Annotated in this window: 17 protein-coding genes; 3 read left to right on the top strand and 14 right to left on the bottom strand. The window is 74.3% G+C overall.

Annotation, left to right across the window (positions count from 1 at the left end):
* Positions 1-8 precede the first annotated feature (8 nt).
* Positions 9-938 carry an AurF N-oxygenase family protein gene (locus XF36_RS04875; protein ID WP_060711058.1) on the bottom strand — a complete coding sequence of 310 codons (930 nt, stop codon included), beginning with the start codon at positions 936-938 and terminating at the stop codon, positions 9-11.
* A gap of 186 nt (positions 939-1,124) precedes the next feature.
* Between XF36_RS04875 and XF36_RS04870 the strand changes: the two genes are divergently transcribed.
* Positions 1,125-1,949 (top strand): MSCRAMM family protein, encoded by an 825-nt coding sequence (locus XF36_RS04870; protein WP_060711057.1) that lies wholly within the window; start codon positions 1,125-1,127, stop codon positions 1,947-1,949.
* Positions 1,942-2,754 (top strand): YceI family protein, encoded by an 813-nt coding sequence (locus XF36_RS04865; protein WP_060711056.1) that lies wholly within the window; start codon positions 1,942-1,944, stop codon positions 2,752-2,754. Before XF36_RS04870 ends, XF36_RS04865 begins: the two co-directional genes overlap by 8 nt.
* A gap of 105 nt (positions 2,755-2,859) precedes the next feature.
* On the opposite strand, the gene XF36_RS04860 is transcribed toward XF36_RS04865, so the two are convergent.
* The 13 genes from XF36_RS04860 to XF36_RS04810 all read right to left on the bottom strand — a co-directional run bounded on the left by XF36_RS04860 (position 2,860) and on the right by XF36_RS04810 (position 16,143).
* Positions 2,860-3,189 carry a hypothetical protein gene (locus XF36_RS04860; protein WP_020627541.1) on the bottom strand — a complete coding sequence of 110 codons (330 nt, stop codon included), beginning with the start codon at positions 3,187-3,189 and terminating at the stop codon, positions 2,860-2,862.
* 38 nt (positions 3,190-3,227) lie between these two features.
* On the bottom strand, positions 3,228-4,523 hold the full coding sequence (locus XF36_RS04855; protein WP_082375749.1) for a YeeE/YedE family protein: 1,296 nt from the start codon (positions 4,521-4,523) through the stop codon (positions 3,228-3,230).
* Between the two features lie 23 nt (positions 4,524-4,546).
* Positions 4,547-6,553 carry a hypothetical protein gene (locus tag XF36_RS04850; protein WP_060711055.1) on the bottom strand — a complete coding sequence of 669 codons (2,007 nt, stop codon included), beginning with the start codon at positions 6,551-6,553 and terminating at the stop codon, positions 4,547-4,549.
* Positions 6,553-8,385 (bottom strand): hypothetical protein, encoded by a 1,833-nt coding sequence (locus tag XF36_RS04845; RefSeq protein WP_060711054.1) that lies wholly within the window; start codon positions 8,383-8,385, stop codon positions 6,553-6,555. The genes XF36_RS04850 and XF36_RS04845 overlap by 1 nt, the downstream gene beginning before the upstream one ends.
* Positions 8,382-8,732 carry a hypothetical protein gene (locus XF36_RS04840; protein ID WP_060711053.1) on the bottom strand — a complete coding sequence of 117 codons (351 nt, stop codon included), beginning with the start codon at positions 8,730-8,732 and terminating at the stop codon, positions 8,382-8,384. Before XF36_RS04840 ends, XF36_RS04845 begins: the two co-directional genes overlap by 4 nt.
* 771 nt (positions 8,733-9,503) lie before the next feature.
* On the bottom strand, positions 9,504-10,376 hold the full coding sequence (couO, locus tag XF36_RS04835) for a 4-hydroxyphenyl-beta-ketoacyl-CoA hydrolase (RefSeq protein WP_060711052.1): 873 nt from the start codon (positions 10,374-10,376) through the stop codon (positions 9,504-9,506).
* Positions 10,377-10,390: 14 nt separating this feature from the next.
* Complete coding sequence (locus tag XF36_RS34770) at positions 10,391-11,080, bottom strand: 3-hydroxyacyl-CoA dehydrogenase NAD-binding domain-containing protein (protein WP_255357091.1); 690 nt, start codon at positions 11,078-11,080, stop codon at positions 10,391-10,393.
* Between the two features lie 44 nt (positions 11,081-11,124).
* Complete coding sequence (locus XF36_RS34765; RefSeq protein WP_255357090.1) at positions 11,125-11,382, bottom strand: 3-hydroxyacyl-CoA dehydrogenase NAD-binding domain-containing protein; 258 nt, start codon at positions 11,380-11,382, stop codon at positions 11,125-11,127.
* A gap of 106 nt (positions 11,383-11,488) precedes the next feature.
* Positions 11,489-13,324: an acetoacetate--CoA ligase gene (locus XF36_RS04825; RefSeq protein WP_238589129.1), complete on the bottom strand. Its 1,836-nt coding sequence runs from the start codon at positions 13,322-13,324 to the stop codon at positions 11,489-11,491.
* A complete protein-coding gene (locus tag XF36_RS04820) occupies positions 13,321-14,094 on the bottom strand; it encodes a crotonase/enoyl-CoA hydratase family protein (RefSeq protein ID WP_060711051.1) in 774 nt (257 codons plus the stop codon). Before XF36_RS04820 ends, XF36_RS04825 begins: the two co-directional genes overlap by 4 nt.
* On the bottom strand, positions 14,094-14,468 hold the full coding sequence (locus tag XF36_RS35100; protein WP_349675536.1) for a class I adenylate-forming enzyme family protein: 375 nt from the start codon (positions 14,466-14,468) through the stop codon (positions 14,094-14,096). The genes XF36_RS04820 and XF36_RS35100 overlap by 1 nt, the downstream gene beginning before the upstream one ends.
* Before the next feature lies 1 nt (position 14,469).
* Positions 14,470-15,606 carry an AMP-binding protein gene (locus XF36_RS04815; RefSeq protein ID WP_349675535.1) on the bottom strand — a complete coding sequence of 379 codons (1,137 nt, stop codon included), beginning with the start codon at positions 15,604-15,606 and terminating at the stop codon, positions 14,470-14,472.
* Positions 15,607-15,663: 57 nt separating this feature from the next.
* Positions 15,664-16,143 carry a MarR family winged helix-turn-helix transcriptional regulator gene (locus XF36_RS04810; RefSeq protein WP_226366750.1) on the bottom strand — a complete coding sequence of 160 codons (480 nt, stop codon included), beginning with the start codon at positions 16,141-16,143 and terminating at the stop codon, positions 15,664-15,666.
* Between the two features lie 85 nt (positions 16,144-16,228).
* Between XF36_RS04810 and XF36_RS04805 the strand changes: the two genes are divergently transcribed.
* Positions 16,229-17,560, top strand: a complete 1,332-nt coding sequence (locus XF36_RS04805; protein WP_060711050.1) for an MFS transporter — start codon at positions 16,229-16,231, stop codon at positions 17,558-17,560.
* Positions 17,561-17,563 lie beyond the last annotated feature (3 nt).

The raw sequence follows: 17,563 nt of genomic DNA, 5'->3' as shown, positions 1-17,563 counted from the left end.
GCTCCGGATCAGATCAGGTTGGCGCGACGGTAGAGGGCCAGCGCAGGCTTGGTGAGCAGGCCGCAGGAGGACAGGAACTCCATGAGCCCGGCGCAGGAGGACCGCAGCAGCGCCTTGTGGTGCTCGTTGTTCCGCGCCTCGCGCAGCGCGCGCTTCCGGTCGAGGCCCGCGTTCTCGTACAGATCCTCGTTCCACATGGCAGTGACGATCTCGTAGGCGGCCAGGGCCACGAACAGGGCCTGGACCTGGCGGCGCAGCGGGCCCGCCCCGCGGAGACGGTCACGCGTCTCCTCGCGGGCGAACTTCATGTGCCGCGACTCCTCGACCACGTGGATGTTGTTGATCGTCCGGACGAACGGGACGACGCGCTCGTCGCGCATCCAGTCCCGCTGCATCACGTCGAGGACCTCCTCCGCGACGAGGATGGAGGCGTAGGCGGCCTCACCGGAGTAGACGGCCGCGCAGAGCCGGCCCATCGCGACGACGCGCTTCTTCGGGATGTAGGCCGGGGCGCCGAGCTTGGCCGAACCGCGGGCGAACATGATCGAGTGGCGGCACTCGTCGGCGATCTCGGTCAGTGCCCACTGGAACGCCGGGTCGGTCGGGTCCTTCGCGTAGAAGTCCCGCAGGATCAGCTGCTGCAGGATCATCTCGAACCAGATGCCGGTCGAGGCGACCGACGCCGACTCCTGGCGGGTCAGCTCCTTGCGCTGCTCCTCGGTCAGCTCCGCCCAGTAGGGGGTGCCGTAGAGGCTGCTCCACTCCGGGCTCATGCCGTGGTAGTCGCGGTCCAGCGGCGTGTCCCAGTCGACCTGGGTGGCCGGGTCGAACGAGAGCTCCTCGGAGGACCGCAGGAGGCGCTCAGCGGTGTCGTGCCGATCCTCTGCGTGCCGGTCGTTCCCGACCTCGAGCCCGTGCTCCGGAACGGTGGCGGTCATGTCGACTCCTCGCAGACAACGACGTCAATGCTGTAACCACCGGTAACGTTACCACCGGTTACACGTGACGCAAGCCCCCCGGAGCGCACGGCGGCCCGATCACCGGCCGACGACACCGGTGCGGGTGACGTACCGCCCACCCGGGAGGTTATCGTTGCGATGCGCAACTAACTGGGAGGTCGCGACGTGACACCGGAACGGGACGGACCTGCGGTCGTCGGCACCGTGCGGGGGCGGTCCGGCACCCCCGTGCCGGACGCGACCGTCACCGTCACCGACCTCGACGGCCGCCAGCACGGGCGGACCGCCAGCGGCGACGACGGCACCTACGCCGTGCCCCTGGGCACCGGCGGGACGTACCTGGTGGTGACCCGCACCGACGGCGCCGGGCCCGACGCCGGGCTGGTCGCCGTCGGCGCGTCCCCCGCCCGGCACGACGTGACAGTCGCCGGCGGGGGCACGGTGCGGGGCACCCTGACCGACGCGACGGGCCACCCGGTCGGTGCCGCCGCCGTCACACTGATCGACACCGCGGGTGAGGTCGTCGCACACACGCCGACCGACCCGGCCGGCCGGTTCCTGGTCGAGACCCCCGGCACCGGCCCGCACACCCTCACCGCGACCGCACCCGGGCACGGGCCGCTGGCCCGCACCGTCGACGCCGACCCGGCCGCGCCGCCGGTGGAGCTGCGGTTCCCCGCCCTGGCCGGGATCGCCGGTGTCGCCCGCAGCGGCGACGGCCGCCCGGTGCCCGGGGCTCGGATCGTGATCGGCGACAGCGACGGCCGCACCGTCGCCGAGACCACCACCGGCCGGGACGGCAGCTACGAGCTGCACGGGCTCCCGCCGGGACGGCACGAGCTGACCGCGAGCGGCTGGGCGCCGGTCGTCGTCGCGGTGCAGGTGGCGCGGGGGGCGACCACACCGGTCGAGGTGCGCTTCGGCGCCCCGGACCCGACCGACGACGACCGGATCGGCGCCCCGACGCGGACGGAGCACGGACATGGCTGAGCTCCACGGACGGCTGAGCACCCCCGACGGCTGGCCGGTGACCGGCGCGACGGTCACCGTCATGGACGCCACCGGCGTGCAGCGGGGCCGGGCGGCCAGCCGGGCCGACGGCGGGTTCGCGGTGGCGGAGCTGGCGCCGGGCCCGCACACGGTCGTCGTCGCCGCGGCGGGGTACGAGCCCTCCGCGCGGGCGGTCTCCCTCGCCGGGGACGGCGTCGACCTGGGCCGCGTCGAGCTCGCCAGGGCCGGCGGCGCGGTGCTGCCCACCCCGGGGCTGTGGCGGATCGACCCGCAGCACTCCAGCATCCGGGCCACCGCGCTGCACCTGGGCATGAGCCGCATCCACGGCAGGCTGCGCCGGTTCTCCGGCGATCTGCGGGTGGCCGACCCGTTCGAGGCCAGCTCGGTCAGTGTGTCGATCGACGCGGGATCGGTGGACTCCGACGACCCCGACCGCGACTCCCACCTGCGGACCGCGGACTTCCTCGACGTCGAGACCCACCCGGCCATCGGCTACGAGGGCGACGGCCTGACCCGGGTCGACGCCACCCGCTGGACGGTGCACGGGATGCTCTCGCTCAAGGGCGTCAAGGCACCGGTCGACCTGCACATGACCTACGGCGGCACCGGCCCCGACCTGTGGGGCGGCACCCGGGCGGCGTTCACCGCCACCACCGAGATCTCCCGCGACGAGTTCGCGATCGACTGGAACCAGTCGGTGCTGGCCGGCGTGCTCGCCGTCGGGCGGACGCTGCGGATCGACCTCGACGTGCAGGCCGTCCTGCAGGACGCTCCGCACGCGTGATCGCCCCGCCCGGGAGATCCCGGACGGGGCGATCCCGGCCCGCCTGCCCGTGCGAGCCGGTTGCACCCCGGGCGGCCCTGTGCGCGACCGTCCGGGGCGGACCGGTCAGCTCAGGCCGTCGAGCGCCCCGAACACGGGCGCGGTCAGGTCGACCGGGGTCAGCAGGTCCTTCGGCAGCGGTGCCGCCGGGACGTCCTTGAGCAGGTACACGGGGGTGTTCCCACCCGGCCGGTCACCGGCGGACGGGTTCAGCTCGGCCGAGTCGCTCGGGGTCGCCTCGCCGTCGTAGTGCCAGACGGTGCCGTCGTAGTGGGCGTCTCCGTGGCCGTGGCGCTGGTGGCCCTCGTCGGCGTGCGCGAGCCCGCCGGCCAGGGTGGCCAGCGCTCCGGCGCCGGCGACGGCGGCCAGTGCGCGGGCGGTGGTGCGTGCGGTCATGGTGTGAACCTCTCTGGTGGGGGGAGCGTCCGGCGTGCTCAGCAGAGCGAGTCGACCGGCTTGGGGTTGGTCAGGCCGAACAGCGGCCGAAGCCGCAGCCCGACCCAGGTGCCGCCGAGTGCGACGACGGCCCAGATCCAGCCGTGCAGGCTGAACGAGGCGATGCCGGAGAAGTAGGCACCGATGTTGCAGCCGCCCGCGAGGCGCGCGCCGTAGCCCATCGCGATGCCGCCGAGGACGGCGCCGAGGCCGAGCTTCCAGGGGATGCGCTTGTGCAGCACGAACGCGCCGCCCACCGCGGAGGCCACCAGCGCGCCGATCATGATGCCGACGTCGAGGTTGGAGATGCGGTCGGCGAGCACCGGCGCGGCCAGCGACCGGGCGTTCGCCGGGACCTGCCAGTAGGCCAGCCCCGCCATGTCGAACCCGACCACCTGCAGGACCTTCGAGCCCCACAGCGCGAACGCCGAGGTCACACCCCACGGGGCGGCGGAGACGAACAGGACGGCCGCGTTGAGCACTGCGAGCACGAGCGCGCCGACCCACATCGGCCACGAGCCGCGCAGCACGCGTGCCGCACCGCGGGCCGACGGCGGCCGCTCGACCGGGGGCGGGGTGCGGCGCCGGGCGACGACCCAGGTCACCACGGTGATCCCTGCCGTGACCAGCAGCGTCACCGCGACCGCACCCGGGTAGCCGAGCAGCTGGGCCAGGTTGATGCTCGGACCCTGCGGGACGGTCTGCGTCCAGAAGGTGTGGGTGAACACCGCGAACATCGACCCGACGATGAACCCGAACAGCGTCAGCACGATCGCGGACTGCCCGCTGCCGACGGCGAACAGCGTCCCCGACGCGCACGACCCGCCGACCTGCATGCCGACACCGAACAGGAAGGCGCCGACGACGAGCCCGATGCCGATCGGGTTGGTGAAGCCCCGCGGGTCCCCGGCGAGCGCGAACCCGGACGAGAGGATCACCGCGAACAGCACCGACGCCGTCGCCAGCATGAGCATGTGCGCGCGGATCGCGGCGCCCTGCCCGACGGCGACGAGCTGACGCCAGCCGGAGGTGAAGCCGAACCGGGAGTGGAACAGCGTGAAGCCCAGGGCCAGGCCGAGCGCGGCGGTGCCGACCATCGTCGCCGGGGCGACGGCGCCCACCCCGACGAGGAACAGCACCGCCAGGACCAGGCCGACCGCGACCACCGGCCACTGCGGCGGGGCGGCCTCGCGGTCCTGCGGGCCGTAGGCGGTGCGCCCGGAGGCGGGCAGCTCGCGCAGGGCGCGGACCAGGGAGCCCGGCGACCGGCCGGACGGATCCTTCGTGATCGACACGGGACTCTCCTCGTGGGTGGCGGTCAGGGGGTCGGGCCGGCGGGGGTGCCGGGACCGGTGTCGAGTGCGGAGCCGATCCGGACGACCGCGCCGCCCGGGAACCACGCCGCCTCGTTGGGCGACCCGTGGTGGCCGCCGTCGGTGTCGGCGGTCATGGGCACGTCGACCGGTGCGGCGGCGTACAGCGACGGCACCGGGTCGGCGTAGGTCTCGCCGGACGTGGCGGCCCAGGCGCGCAGCCCGGACAGCGACGGCGCCGAGCCCGGGGCGACGGCGGCCAGCAGCCGCACGTAGCGCTGCGGGGCCGGCTCCTGCGGACCGAAGTCCAGCGGGAGCAGGGTGCCCGGGCTCTGGCCGAGCACGCCGCCGGTCAGCAGCCAGGGTGCAAGGTAGGTCCCGCCGAGCGCGGTGGGCGTGGTGAGCGCCGCGCGGGCGGTGTCGCGCACCGTGGTGGCGGCGAGCTGCCAGCCCGAGACGACCAGCAGCGCGTCCTGGGGACCCGCGGCCGGGCGGACGGGCAGCCCGGCGGCCGCGGCCTCGGCCCGCACGACGTCGGCGGCGGCCCGCGAGCGCGGCGACGCGTCGCCGGCGATCGCGAGGCCCGGCGCCCCCTGGCCCCCGAGCGCACGCACGATGCCACGCAGGGCACCGGCGTCGGCGGGGTCGAGCGCCTCGGACGGGCAGTTCCCGACGGTGGCGTCGCCACCGGCGACGATCCGCCCGACCGTGGCCGACAGGCACTCCGGGGCGTCGGGCCCGGTCGCGCCCGCCGGGGCGGTGCGCTCGGTGCCGACGTCGACCGGCACCGAGCGGGTCAGGCCACCCGCGGTGAGGGTGATCGACGAGGTTCCCGCGGGCAGGTCGACGAGGGCCCAGCCGCCACGGACCTCCGTACGGGCGGTGAACGGGACGGCCCGGTCCCCCACCCGCACCGCGTACCCGGCGGGGGCGCCCGGGTCACCACCGTGCCCGGCGGGCATCCGTGCGTCCGGGCCGGTCACCTCGACCCCGCCGCCGGTGAGCTGCACCAGGTTGGGTCCGGGGCGCATCGGGGACACCGCCAGGGTCAGCGGGCCCGCACCGAGGTCGACCGAGCGCAGCAGCGCCTGGCCGGGGGTGGCCCCCGGGGCCGGGGAGGGCAGTGCGGCCGGCAGCGTCGCCGCACCGACCGCCGCGAGGGCGGCCAGCACGACCGGGGTGCGGAGACGGTCGCGCAGCTCGGCGGCCCGCACCCCGTCGGAGCGGGTCCCGGCCGTTGCACGGCGGGTCACCCACGCCTGCACGGCGAGCAGGGCCGCGACCGCGGCCGGGGCCAGCACGGTGACCAGCACCGCCCGGCCGTAGCCGGTGCCGTGCAGGTCGGTGAGCGAGAACGGTCCGGTGAGGGCGACCCGGACCGCGGCGAGCACCACTGCGACCGTCCCCGCCGCGATGCCGACGATCCGCACCCGGGCGACCCGCGGCGCCGGGTCGGTCGCGGTGGCCAGGTGCAGCGCGGCACCGGCGGCCAGGGCCCCCACGACGGCGTACCCGGCGTCGAGGGCGAACCACGGCGCCGACGGGGTCCCGGCCAGCTGGATCGCCAGCAGCCCGGTCACCACCAGCGCGGGGGCGACGGCGAGCACCGGCCGCGGGCCGGCGAGCAGCGCGGGCACCGCCACCGTCGCCAGCAGGAGCAGCAGGGTCCAGCCGGAGATCCCGGCGCCGGACCGGGTCACCGCGGCAACCGCGGCGGAGACGGCGACGAGCGCCGCGACTCCCGCGACGACCCGCTCGGCGCGTCCGGGGGCGTCGGCGAGGACACGCACCAGGCCGGACCCGGCCACCACGGCGAGCGCGGTGAGCAGGACCAGGCGCAGGGCCGTGTCCACGAACGGCACACCGTCGGAGGGTCCTGCGGCGAGGACCGCCGGGGCGGCCCCCGCCACTGCACGGAGCAGGGCGGGGGCGTCCCCGGCCGGGCCGGCGGGCAGGAGCCCGCCGGCCGGCACGAGTGTCGAGAACGACGTCGAGAACGACACGGACGTCATCAGTCCTTGATGTCCTCGTCCGCGGCGACGAACAGCATCGAGTGCGGCTTGGCATTGCCGAACGCACCGTGCGGCCAGTTCTCGCGGTTGAAGTTGACGCAGGTCTCACCGGTGTCCTCGTCCTTGAACGACTCGTCCAGGGACAGCGAGCCGTCCGGGGCGATGTCGGTCATGCAGAGGCGGTGGTCGCCGTCCAGCCCGGTGCGGGCCACGAAGTAGTTCGCGGTCGCGAGGCGCTTGGGCTGGTCGGTGTGGTGGTAGTAGCCGTCGTCACCGAGCTCCAGGTTGTCCAGCGCGCCCCAGTGCGGGCCGGCGCCGGTCTGGTCGGAGTTGATGCCGACGGTGCCCTTGATGGTCGGGCAGTCGGCCTCGGCGCCACCGGCGGTGGTCTCCTCGATCGTGTCGATCGAGCAGCTCGGGTTCGGTCCCGAGGCCAGCAGCTTCTCGATGTCGAGCGCGATGACGCCGCCCGCGGTGCCCTTGTCGTCCGGGCCCAGCGTGCCGGCCTTGCGGCCGATCATGGCGTGGTAGAGCGTCTTGTCGTCGGCGCTGGTCTGGATCCAGCCACCGTTCGCGCTCGGGCCACCGTTCTCGCCCCCGACGCCCAGGTGCGGCGCGGCGGTCCCCAGGTCGAAGACCTCCTTCCACTCCGGGTTGTCGGCGGTGATGTCGGGCGTGTAGAAGATCGCGCCGCCCTGCATCGTCTGGGCGAAGGCGCCCTTGTGCTCCGGCCGGTTGGTGACCGTGGTCTCCATGACGGCGCGGTTCTCGTTGCGCAGCGGGTCGACACCGTTGCTCCGCGGGCCGGTCGGCAGGTACTGCACCGACTTGACCTTCGGCTTGTTCAGGTCGGAGATGTCCCAGGTGCGCACCGTGGGCCGCCGCAGGTACGGCGACGGGTTCTTCACCGGGTCGAGGATGATCGTCCGCGGCTCGGCGTAGTCACTGGTGATCATGGTGTTCAGGTCCTCGCGGACCTGGATCCCGTGCGGGTTCGCGCAGGTGGGGTTGCCCAGGGCCGGCATGTTGAGGCACTGGGTCGGGTCCTCGGGCGTCTCCGTCGCGGCCGGGGCCTCGACGAGGTTGCGGCCCTCCTGGTCGAACCGGATGACCGAGCCCGGGGCGCCCGCGAAGCCGTTACCGGTGCGGACCTCGCCGTTGGTGTAGCGGCACGGACCCGGGGCGACGGGGCCGCCCATGTAGGTGCCGTACGCGGTGCCGTCCTTGAGGACCCAGTAGGCGTCCGGGACCGACCCGCACAGCGTCTGCGACGGCAGCGAGATGCCCGAGAGCTTGATCTCCGGCAGCGCGGCGACGTCGAAGACGTAGGTCGCCGCGGTGAACAGGCCGCCCGCGTAGATCTTGTCGCCCTTGCGCCACGAGTACTGCATGTGGTGCGGCTCGTTCTCCACGAGCGGGCCGACGGTCGCGGTGTTGACGACCTTGCCGTAGTCCGGGGTGCCCTTGGTGACGTCGACGACGGCCAGGAAGTCCGGGCCCGGCAGGGCGTCGCGGACCTTGTCGACCGGGTCGAGCAGCGACCCGGGCAGGTTGCGCACGTCCGCCACGGCGGTGTCGGCGATGTTCTCGTCGCCGGCCCAGACGAGGGCGTACTCCTTCTTGGGCCCGTCGGCGGACTGCTGACGGGCCTCGGGCGTGAGGTTGTTCTCGACCCAGTAGTTCTTGCCGTCGGCGCCGGTGACCTCGGACTTGACCTTGTCGATCGTGCCCTGGGCCGATGCGGGGATCGCGACGACCCCGGCGACGACAGCGGCGCTCGCGAGGGCGATCAGCCCCCGCCGCGCCCAGCGGGACTGCGGGAGCAGGCTCATTCGCCGGCCCCGCCGCTCAGGAACGTCGGGGTGATCTGCTTCGGCGCCTTCGACACGACGTCGACCAGCCCGGCGACGGGGACGCCCGCGGGGGCGAAGTCGCGCAGCTGCTGGATCGGCTGGTCGGAGTCGAACGCCTCGTAGGACGACTCGACCGGGGGTGCCGTCGGCGCCGGGTCGGGCTGGTCGTCGTCGGGGGCGCTGAGGATCGGACCGAGGTCGGGGACCAGGTCCGGGGTGGCCGCCTGGGCCGCGCCGGAGAGGCCGATCAGGGCGGTGCCGGCGAGCGCGGCGCCACCGGCGATCAGCCGGACCCGGGACGCGGACCGTGCGCGGTGCTGAGGCACGACGTGTCTCCTTCTTTCGTGACGGGGAGCGGTTCGGGGCCGATGTGGACGTCCGTCGAGCGGCGGACCGCAGCACCGTCCGGTGTGGACGGCGTCGCGGGGCGCGGGCAGGCGCGGACGTGCGGTGGGCGTCGGACTCCGACCTCCCGGGCCGCCGGGAGGCGGGGCGGGAGGGTCCGCGCGGGGGCGCGGTGGTCGACCGGGGAAGCGGGGTGCTGGGGCGGTCCCGTGGCTACCGCGGCCGCGGTCCCCGTGGCGGGGACGGCGAGCGGCGGAGCGCGGGCGCGCCCGGGAGCCGGGCGCGGTCAGGCGCCGGAACAGAGCGCGCTCGCCTGGCGGCGCAGGTCGACGTGACGCCGAACCGCGAACCGGGAGACGAGGTGCATGCGGACCAGTAAACAGACCCGTTCGGAGTAACCCCCCACTGGACCGGTTCACATCGTGAGATCGGGCCCGCAGTGCCCTCGAAACGGGCGCGGGGGGTGACCTGGACTACGCCGGACGGACCGGGACGACCCACTCCAGATCATCGGAACGCGGCAGAACGAATCACCCGATCGTGTCAACGACGTCGGGAACCGGGTCGCTCCACGCCGCTGACCTGCGGCGACGTCGCCGCTGATGATCTTTACGGGAAGAAGTCCGGACACCTGGCCGTCCGGTGGGGACCGTGGCGAGCCGGATCCGGCGTCCTGCCGCGGTTCGAGCGGTGGTCGCGACGGGTGAGGGGTCCGGTGCCGGATACGGCACCGGACCCCTCACCGGCGCCGATCACCCCAGGCCGAGCACCCGCACGGCGTTGTCCTTGAGGATCATCGGCCGGACCTCGGGCTTCATCTCGAGGGTCTCGAAGTCCGCGAGCCACCGGTCCGGGGTGATGACCGGGTAGTCCGAGCCGAACAGCACCTTGCGGCGCAGCATCGTGTTCGCCGCGCGCACCAGCTGCGGCGGGAAGTACTTCGGCGACCATCCCGACAGGTCGATGTACACGTTGGACTTGTGGGTGGCGATCGAGATCGCCTCGTCCTGCCAGGGCACCGACGGGTGGGCGAGCACCACGGTGAGGTCGGGGTGGTCGGCGGCGACGTCGTCGAGCAGCATCGGGTTCGAGTAGCGCAGCTTGATCCCGCGCCCGCCCGGCAGCCCGGCGCCGATCCCGGTCTGCCCGGTGTGGAACAGCGCGGGCACGCCGAGCTCGGCGATGGCGTCGTAGAGCGGGTAGAAGCACATGTCGTTCGGCTCGAACGCCTGCAGGCTGGGGTGGAACTTGAAGCCGCGGACCCCGTGCTCGGTGACCAGGCGGCGGGCGCGGGCGACGGCGGCCTTGCCGGTGTGCGGGTCCACCGAGCCGAACGGGATCAGGACGTCGGCGTGCGCGGCGGCCGCGTCGGCGATCTCCTCGCTGGACAGCGGCGGGTGCCCGGTGCCCGACGGCGCGTCGACGGTGAACACGACCGCGGCGATCCGGCGCGCGCGGTAGTGCTCGGCGATCGCGTCGATCGTCGGGGTGCGGTCCTGGTCGGCCTTGAAGTACGCGGCCGACGCGTCGAGCAGCTCCTGGTCGAGGGCCAGACAGCCGTGGCCGTCCTGCTCGACGTGGACGTGCACGTCGATCGCGACGACGCCGGCGGGGTCGATGGGCATGTGGGGAACCTCCGTCAGGGGAGCTCTGTACGGGACTTGACCTCGAGCAGCGCGGCGAGGACGGCGTCGCGGCGGGCGGCGAGCGCGGGGCCGTCGAGGTCGCCCAGCTCGGCGTGGACGCCGTCGACCAGGGTCGTGGCCAGCTCGGGGGTGAGCGTGACCTGTCCGAGGTCGCGCCACCACCGCTCGGTGGGCGGACCGAGGTGCTCCAGGATGTGTGCGAGCCCGCCGGGGCCGCCGGACAGGTGCTGGTTGGCGAACGGGCCGAGCACCGCCCAGCGCAGGCCGGGGCCGTGGGAGATGGCGGCGTCGACGTCGGCGACGGTGGCGACACCCCGCTCGACCAGCGAGTACGCCTCCTGCCACAGCGCGGCCTGCAGCCGGTTGGCCAGGTGGCCCGGCACCTCGGCCCGCAACCGGACCGGTCGCTTGCCCAGCGCGGTGTAGAAGGCCGTCGCGGTGTCCACGGCGGCCTCCGCGGTCCGTTCGCCCGGGACGACCTCGACCAGCGGGATGACCTGGGTCGGGTGGAACGGGTGCCCGACGAGCACCCGCTCGGGGTGCCGGGCCGCGCCGCGGGCGATCGTCGTCGGCAGCAGGCCCGAGGAGCTGGAGGCGAGCACGACACCGGGTGCGGCGGCCTCGTCGAGCTCACCGAACAGGGTGTGCTTGAGGTCCTCGCGCTCGGGGCCGTTCTCCTGCACGAACCCGGCCGGCCCGGCGGCGGCACCGGCGCTGTCGGCGAACGTCAGGTTGCCGACCGGGAGCGGGCCGTCGTGGCCGGGGAACGGGCCGAGCGCGGCGAGGTCGACGCGCAGCCGGTCCTCGGCACCCGGGGCGGGATCTCGAAGGCACGCACGTGCAGGCCGCGGGACAGGAACAGCGCCGTCCAGCCGACGCCGATCACGCCCGTCCCCACGACGGCGACGGTGCCGATCCCGGCCGCCCCGCCGGTGCCCTCGCCGGTGCCGTCGCCGGTCCCGGCGGGGGTCCCGGGCGCGCTCACGCCGGTGTCCCGGAGGCGAGGCGGACGAACGCGTCGAGCGCGGTGGGGTCGGCGAGCACGTCGCGGGAGGCGACGTCGTCGACGACCGCGCCGAGCAGGATCCGTTTCACGGGGACCTCCAGCTTCTTGCCGGTGCGGTTGCGCGGCACGACCGGCACCGCCTCGACCCTGTCCGGGACGTGGCGCGGGGTGAGCTCGCTGCGCAGCGCGGTGCGGATGCGGGCGACCAGGGCGTCGTCGAGGGGGTGTCGGCGGCGGGCTGCACGAACAGCAGCAGCTCGCCATTGCCGCCGGCGGGGTCCTCCAGGTGCACGACGAGCGAGTCCTCGACCTCGGGCAGCTCTTCCACGACGCGGTAGAACTCGGCCGTCCCCAACCGGACGCCGCCCCGGTTGAGGGTGGCGTCGGAGCGGCCGGCGACGACCGCGGAGCCGTCGGCGGAGAAGCGGACCCAGTCGCCGTGCCGCCACACCCCGGGCCAGGTGGCGAAGTAGGTGTCGCGGTAGCGGCTGCCGTCGTGGTCGCCCCAGAAGCCGACCGGCATCGACGGCATGGGGGCCCGGATGACCAGCTCGCCGAGCTCGCCGACGACCGGGCGGCCCGCGTCGTCGAACGCGGCGGCGTCGACCCCGAGGCAGGGCCCGGAGATCTCGCCGGAGCGCACCGGCTGGAACGGGCTCCCCTGCACGATGCCGGAGCAGACGTCGGTCCCGCCGCTGCCCACGTTGAGCAGCACGTCCGGCCCGAACTGCTCGGTCACCCAGCGGTAGCCCTCCGGCGGCAGCGGGCTCCCCGCGGCGCCGATCTGGCGGACCGCGGACAGGTCGTGCTCGACGGCCGGGCGCAGCCCCGCGGCGCGCGAGGCCATGAGGAACCCGGGGCTCGCGCCCAGCAGCGTCGCGCCGGTCTCGGCAGCCAGGCGCCACTGCCAGCCGAGGTCGGGGTGGGCGGGGTTGCCGTCGATCAGCACGATCGACGCCTGCCGCAGCAGCCCGGAGACCAGCGCGTTCCACATCATCCAGGCGGTCGTGGAGTACCAGAGGATCCGGTCGCCGGGTCCGAGGTCCCAGCTCAGGGCGTGGTTCTTGAGGTGCTCCAGCAGGATGCCGCCGTGGCCGTGCACGATCGCCTTGGGCAGCCCGGTGGTGCCGGAGGAGAACAGCACGCACAGCGGGTGGTCGAACGGGACCGGGTCCGCGCCCGGCTCCGGGTCGGTGGCCAGCAGTGCGTCCCAGGTCATGGCTTCGGGCACGGTGTGCGGCCCGTAGGGCACGGCGACGACGTGGCGCACCCCGGGCAGCCCGGCGCGCAGGGCGGCGACCTCGTCGCGGCGGTCGACGTCGCGTCCGGCCCAGCCGTAGCCGCCGACGGTGAGCAGCACGACCGGGTCGACCTGGCCGAACCGGTCGAGGACGCTGCGCGCGCCGAACTCGGGTGCGCAGCCGGTCCAGACCGCGCCGAGCGAGGCCGTCGCGAGGAACGCGACGACCGTCTCGGACAGGTTCGGCAGGTAGGCGGCGACCCGGTCGCCGCGGCCGACACCGAGTCTGCGCAGCCCGGCGCGGGCGCGGGCGACCTGCTCGCGCAGCTGCGCCCAGGTCAGCTCGACCCGGTCGCGGGTCTGGGAGTACGCGACGACGGCGGTGTGGTCGTCGGGCCCGTCCAGGGCGTGCGCGGCGTAGTTCAGGGTCGCTCCGGGGAACCACTCGGCACCCGGCATCTCCCGGCGCCCGAGCACCGCCCGGGGTGGGGTGTCGAACCGCACCCCGAGGTGGGCCGCGACCGCCGACCAGAACGCCTCGGGCTCGGCCACCGACCAGCGGTGCAGCGCGGCGTAGTCGGGCAGGGCCAGGCCGTGCTCGCGCTCGACCGCGGTGACGAACCGGCCGATCTGCGTGGTCTCCCGGACGTCGTCGGCGACGGGGCGCAGCAGCTCGCTCACCGACGCACCTTGCCGCCGCGGCCGTCGAGGAAGGCCCGCATCCGCTCCTGGGCCTCCGCACTGGACGAGGCCACCGCGGCGACCAGCGACTCCATCATGAAGCCGTGGTCCGGGGAGGCCTCGGCGATCCGCGGCAGCGCCCGGAGCACCGCGACGTTGGTGATCGCGGAGTTCCCGGCCACGGTGCGGGCCAGTTCGCAGGCACGGGCCAGCCCCTCCCCCGGCCCGGCGCGGTAGTGCGACAGGCCCAGCGTGTGCCCCTCGTCGGCGTCGAGGACACGGCCGGTCAGCATCATGTCGGTCATCCGGTGCACGCCGATGAGCCGCGGCACCCGCACCGACCCGCCGCCGCCGACGAACAGGCCGTGCTGGCCCTCGGGCAGTGCGTAGAACGTGGAGTCCTCGGCGACCCGCAGGTGGGTGGCCGAGGCCAGCTCCAGCCCGCCGCCGACGACGGCGCCCTTGAGCACCGAGACCACCGGCAGCCGTCCCTCGGCGAGCCGGGCGAACGCGCGGTGCCACATCCGGGAGTGCTCCATCGCCGCGACGACGTCGCGGTCGCCGAGCTCGGACAGGTCCAGCCCGGCGCAGAAGTGGTCGCCCTCGGCGTCGAGGACCACGGCGCGCACCCCCTCGGGCGGGCGGGCGAAGAAGTCCTCGATGCCGAGCACGGTCGCGTCGTCGAGGGCGTTGCGCTTGCGCGGCCGGGACAGGCGCAGCACGACGACCTCGTCGTGCCGCTCCACCGTCAGCGACTCCGGGAGTCCCATCACGACGTGACCTCTTCCCCGGCGGCCGCGGCCGCACGCAGGTCGACGCGCCGGACCTTGCCGGACGCGTTGCGGGGCAGCTCCTCGACGAACCGCACGTACTTCGGGACCTTGTACCGGGCCAGCCGCCCGGCGAGCAGTGCGCGCACGGCGTCTGCGTCGAGGTCAGCGCCTGGGCGCAGCTGCACCCAGGCCGCGCCGACCTCGCCCCAGCGCTGGTCGGGGACCCCGACGACGGCGCAGTCGGCGATGTCGGGGTGGGTGACGGCGACGGCCTCGACCTCGGCCGGGTACACGTTCTCCCCGCCGGAGATGATCATGTCCTTGACCCGGTCGACGGCGAACGCCCAGCCGTCGTCGCCGGCCCGGAGCACGTCACCGGTGCGGAACCACTCCCCCCGCCGCGACGCCGCGGTCCCGTCCGGACGGTTCCAGTAGCCCGGGCCTGACGTGCGGCCCGCGGACCAGCAGCTCGCCGGGCTCCTCGTCGAGGGGGACGAGCTCGCCGTCGCGCTCGACGGCGACGTCGGTGAAGAAGTGCGGCACCCCGACCGAGGTCGGTGGGTGCGCGGCCGTTCCGTCGCGGGTCGCCATGTGCACCCCGGGCGAGGCCTCGGTCATCCCGTAGCCCTGCTGCAGCGCGACGCCGCGGTCCAGCCAGGCCCGCGCGACCCGCTCCTGCACCGGGGAGCCGCCGTAGACCACCGTGCGCAGCGACGACAGGTCGGTCCGCTCCCATGCCGGGGACTCGCACAGCATCTGCAGCATCGTCGGGACGGCGGCGAAGCTGGTGATCCGGGCGTCGGCGATCCGGTCGAGGACAGCCACCGGGTCGAATCGGGCGACGAGCTCGACGCTGCCGCCCTTGAACAGCGTGGGCAGCGTGACCTGGGAGAGCCCGACGCAGTGGAACAGCGGCGAGATGCACAGCGTGCGCTCGTCGGAGCAGACGTCGACGTGGGCGAGCTGGTTGACCGTGTTCCAGGTCAGGTTGCCGTGGGTCAGCACCGCCGCCTTCGGACGGCCGGTGGTGCCGGAGGTGTAGAGCAGCACGGCCGGGTCGTCGAGACCGGCACCGGCGTCGTCGCGGGCGGGCCCGCGGGCCAGGTCCTCGACGCCGCGGACGACCGGGATCCGTGGGGCGGTCGCGGCGACGAGGTCGTCGGCGTCGGGGCCGTGCACGAGCAGCGTCGCGCCGCAGTCGTCGAGCATGTAGCCGATCTCGGCGGGGGCCAGGCGGAAGTTCAGCGGGACCGCGACCGCGCCGAGCCGCCAGGCGGCGAAGCAGGTCTCCAGGGTGGCGACGGCGTTCACCCCGATCCAGGCGACCCGGTCCCCCCGGCCGACCCCCCGCTCCGCCAGGCCGCCCGCGATCCGGGCGGCGCGCTCGGCCAGCTCGGCGTGGTCGACCGACCGGTGCCCGTCGGACAGGGCCGGGGCGTACGGGCTGATCCGCGCGCGGCGGGCGGGCCAGGTGCCCAGCCCGAGGCCGGGACCGGTGATCGGGCTCATGGGGCTCCCTCGTTCCTTGATATCAAGAAGGTTGATAGCAAGGTGCTTGCCATGGGGTCAAGCGTCGCCGTCCGGCGGGATCCCGTCGCGACCGGCCAGTGCGGCGAGGCACCGTTCGAGGGCGTCGGCGAACACCTCGGCCTGGTCGGGCTCCAGCGCGTCGAGCATCCGGCGCTCGACGACCCCGGCCGCGGTGTGGCAGCGGGCCAACGTCGCGTCGCCGTGCGGGGTGAGCCAGACCTGCAGGATCCGGCGGTTGTCCGGGTCCGGGCGGCGCTCGACGATCCCGTCGCGCTCCATCGCGGCGACGAGCTGCTGCATCGCCTGCGGGGTCACGAAGTGCCGTCGCGCGAGCTGCGCCGAGGACAGCCCGCCGCGGCGCTCCAGAACGCTGAGCGCGGTGTACTGGGCCAGCGTCACGCCCAGCGGGCGCAGCGCCTCCTCCATCCGGGCCCGCTCGGCCATCTGCAGGCGCTTGACCAGGTAGGTCAGCCGCTGCCCCCGCGTCCCCGTCGGTACCGACGCCGCATCCGTCACGTGTGCGATCCTAACGATCGTGGCGCGAATCACAAGTTACTTGCTATAAAGCTGCTTTCCATCTCTCGGAAGGCACGGAGCTGCGATGACGCACCCCCGGTTCTCCCCGACCCAGCGCCGGCGCGCGGTCCTGTCGAGCTACCTCGGCAGCCTGATCGAGTACTACGACTTCCTGCTGTACGCGACTGCCTCGGCCGTCGTGTTCAACGCGGTCTTCTTCTCCGACCTCGACCCGCTGGTCGGCACCGTCGCCGCCTTCGGCACGCTGGCCACCGGCTACCTGGCCCGCCCACTCGGCGGGATCGTGTTCGGCCACTTCGGGGACCGGGTCGGGCGCAAGAAGATGCTGGTCATCAGCATGGTGCTGATGGGGGTGGCGAGCACCCTGATCGGCCTGCTCCCGACCTACGCGCAGGTCGGCGCGCTGGCACCGGTGCTGCTGATCGTGCTGCGGGTCGTGCAGGGCGTCGCGGTCGGCGGGGAGTGGGGCGGCGCGGTCCTGATGTCGGCCGAGCACGCGTCGTCGCGGCGGGGGCTGTGGGCGAGCTTCACCAACGCGGGCGCGCCGAGCGGCATGGTGCTGTCGACGCTGGTGCTGGCGCTGTCGGCGTCGCTGACCGGGGACGCGTTCCTCACCTGGGGCTGGCGGATCCCGTTCCTGCTGAGCGTGGTGCTGCTGGGCATCGGGCTGTTCGTGCGGCTGTCGGTCACCGAGACCCCGGTGTTCGCCGCGTCCGCCGCCGCCCGGCCGACGGCGCCGCGCCGGGCGCCGCTGCTGGAGGTGCTGTCCCGCCCGCGCAACCTGCTGCTCGCCGTCGGCGTGGGGTTCGGGGCCTTCGTCGCGCAGGGGACGCTGACCACCTTCCTCATCTCCTACGCCGTGCGCGCCGGGTTCGAGCGTCAGACCGTGCTCAACGCGATCACCCTGTCCTCGGTGGTCGCGATCGTCGGCATCATCGGGTTCTCCGCACTGTCGGACCGGGTCGGACGCCGACCGGTCGTCCTGGGTGTGGCGGTCGCGACCGGGCTGTGGTGCGTCGCGATCTTCCCCATGATCGACACCGGCTCGGCGGTGCTGCTCACCCTGGCCGTGGTGGTCGGACAGGGCGTGACGCACGCGGCCTGGTTCGGGCCGTCCGCGGCCCTGTACTCGGAGATGTTCTCCACCGGCTCGCGCTACACCGGGGTCTCGCTGGGCTACCAGATCTCCGGGATGGGCGCGGGGCTGTCGCCGGTGCTGTTCGCGTCGCTGCAGGCCGCCGGTTTCGGCACCGGGGTGCTGTCGGCGGTGATCGGGCTGCTCGCGCTGGTCTCGGTCGGGTCGGTGCTCGCGCTGCGCGAGACCGCCCGCGACGGTCTGACGGGCCCGGACGTCCCCGCACCCGCGGGGACCACCGAGGGCGCCGCTACCCGCTGACCG

This window comes from Pseudonocardia sp. HH130629-09 (assembly GCF_001294645.1).
Lineage (GTDB): Bacteria > Actinomycetota > Actinomycetes > Mycobacteriales > Pseudonocardiaceae > Pseudonocardia.
Note: the sequence above shows the minus strand (reverse complement) of the source record. Positions and strands in the feature narration are given on the sequence as shown.

What these genes read in the sequence shown, in the direction of transcription:
- XF36_RS04875 (WP_060711058.1), bottom strand. Translation starts at nt 938, where the DNA reads ATGACCGCCACCGTTCCGGAGCACGGGCTCGAGGTCGGGAACGACCGG.
- XF36_RS04865 (WP_060711056.1), top strand. Translation starts at nt 1,942, where the DNA reads ATGGCTGAGCTCCACGGACGGCTGAGCACCCCCGACGGCTGGCCGGTG.
- XF36_RS04860 (WP_020627541.1), bottom strand. Translation starts at nt 3,189, where the DNA reads ATGACCGCACGCACCACCGCCCGCGCACTGGCCGCCGTCGCCGGCGCC.
- XF36_RS04850 (WP_060711055.1), bottom strand. Translation starts at nt 6,553, where the DNA reads ATGACGTCCGTGTCGTTCTCGACGTCGTTCTCGACACTCGTGCCGGCC.
- XF36_RS04845 (WP_060711054.1), bottom strand. Translation starts at nt 8,385, where the DNA reads ATGAGCCTGCTCCCGCAGTCCCGCTGGGCGCGGCGGGGGCTGATCGCC.
- couO (WP_060711052.1), bottom strand. Translation starts at nt 10,376, where the DNA reads ATGCCCATCGACCCCGCCGGCGTCGTCGCGATCGACGTGCACGTCCAC.
- XF36_RS04820 (WP_060711051.1), bottom strand. Translation starts at nt 14,094, where the DNA reads ATGGGACTCCCGGAGTCGCTGACGGTGGAGCGGCACGACGAGGTCGTC.
- XF36_RS04815 (WP_349675535.1), bottom strand. Translation starts at nt 15,606, where the DNA reads ATGAGCCCGATCACCGGTCCCGGCCTCGGGCTGGGCACCTGGCCCGCC.
- XF36_RS04805 (WP_060711050.1), top strand. Translation starts at nt 16,229, where the DNA reads ATGACGCACCCCCGGTTCTCCCCGACCCAGCGCCGGCGCGCGGTCCTG.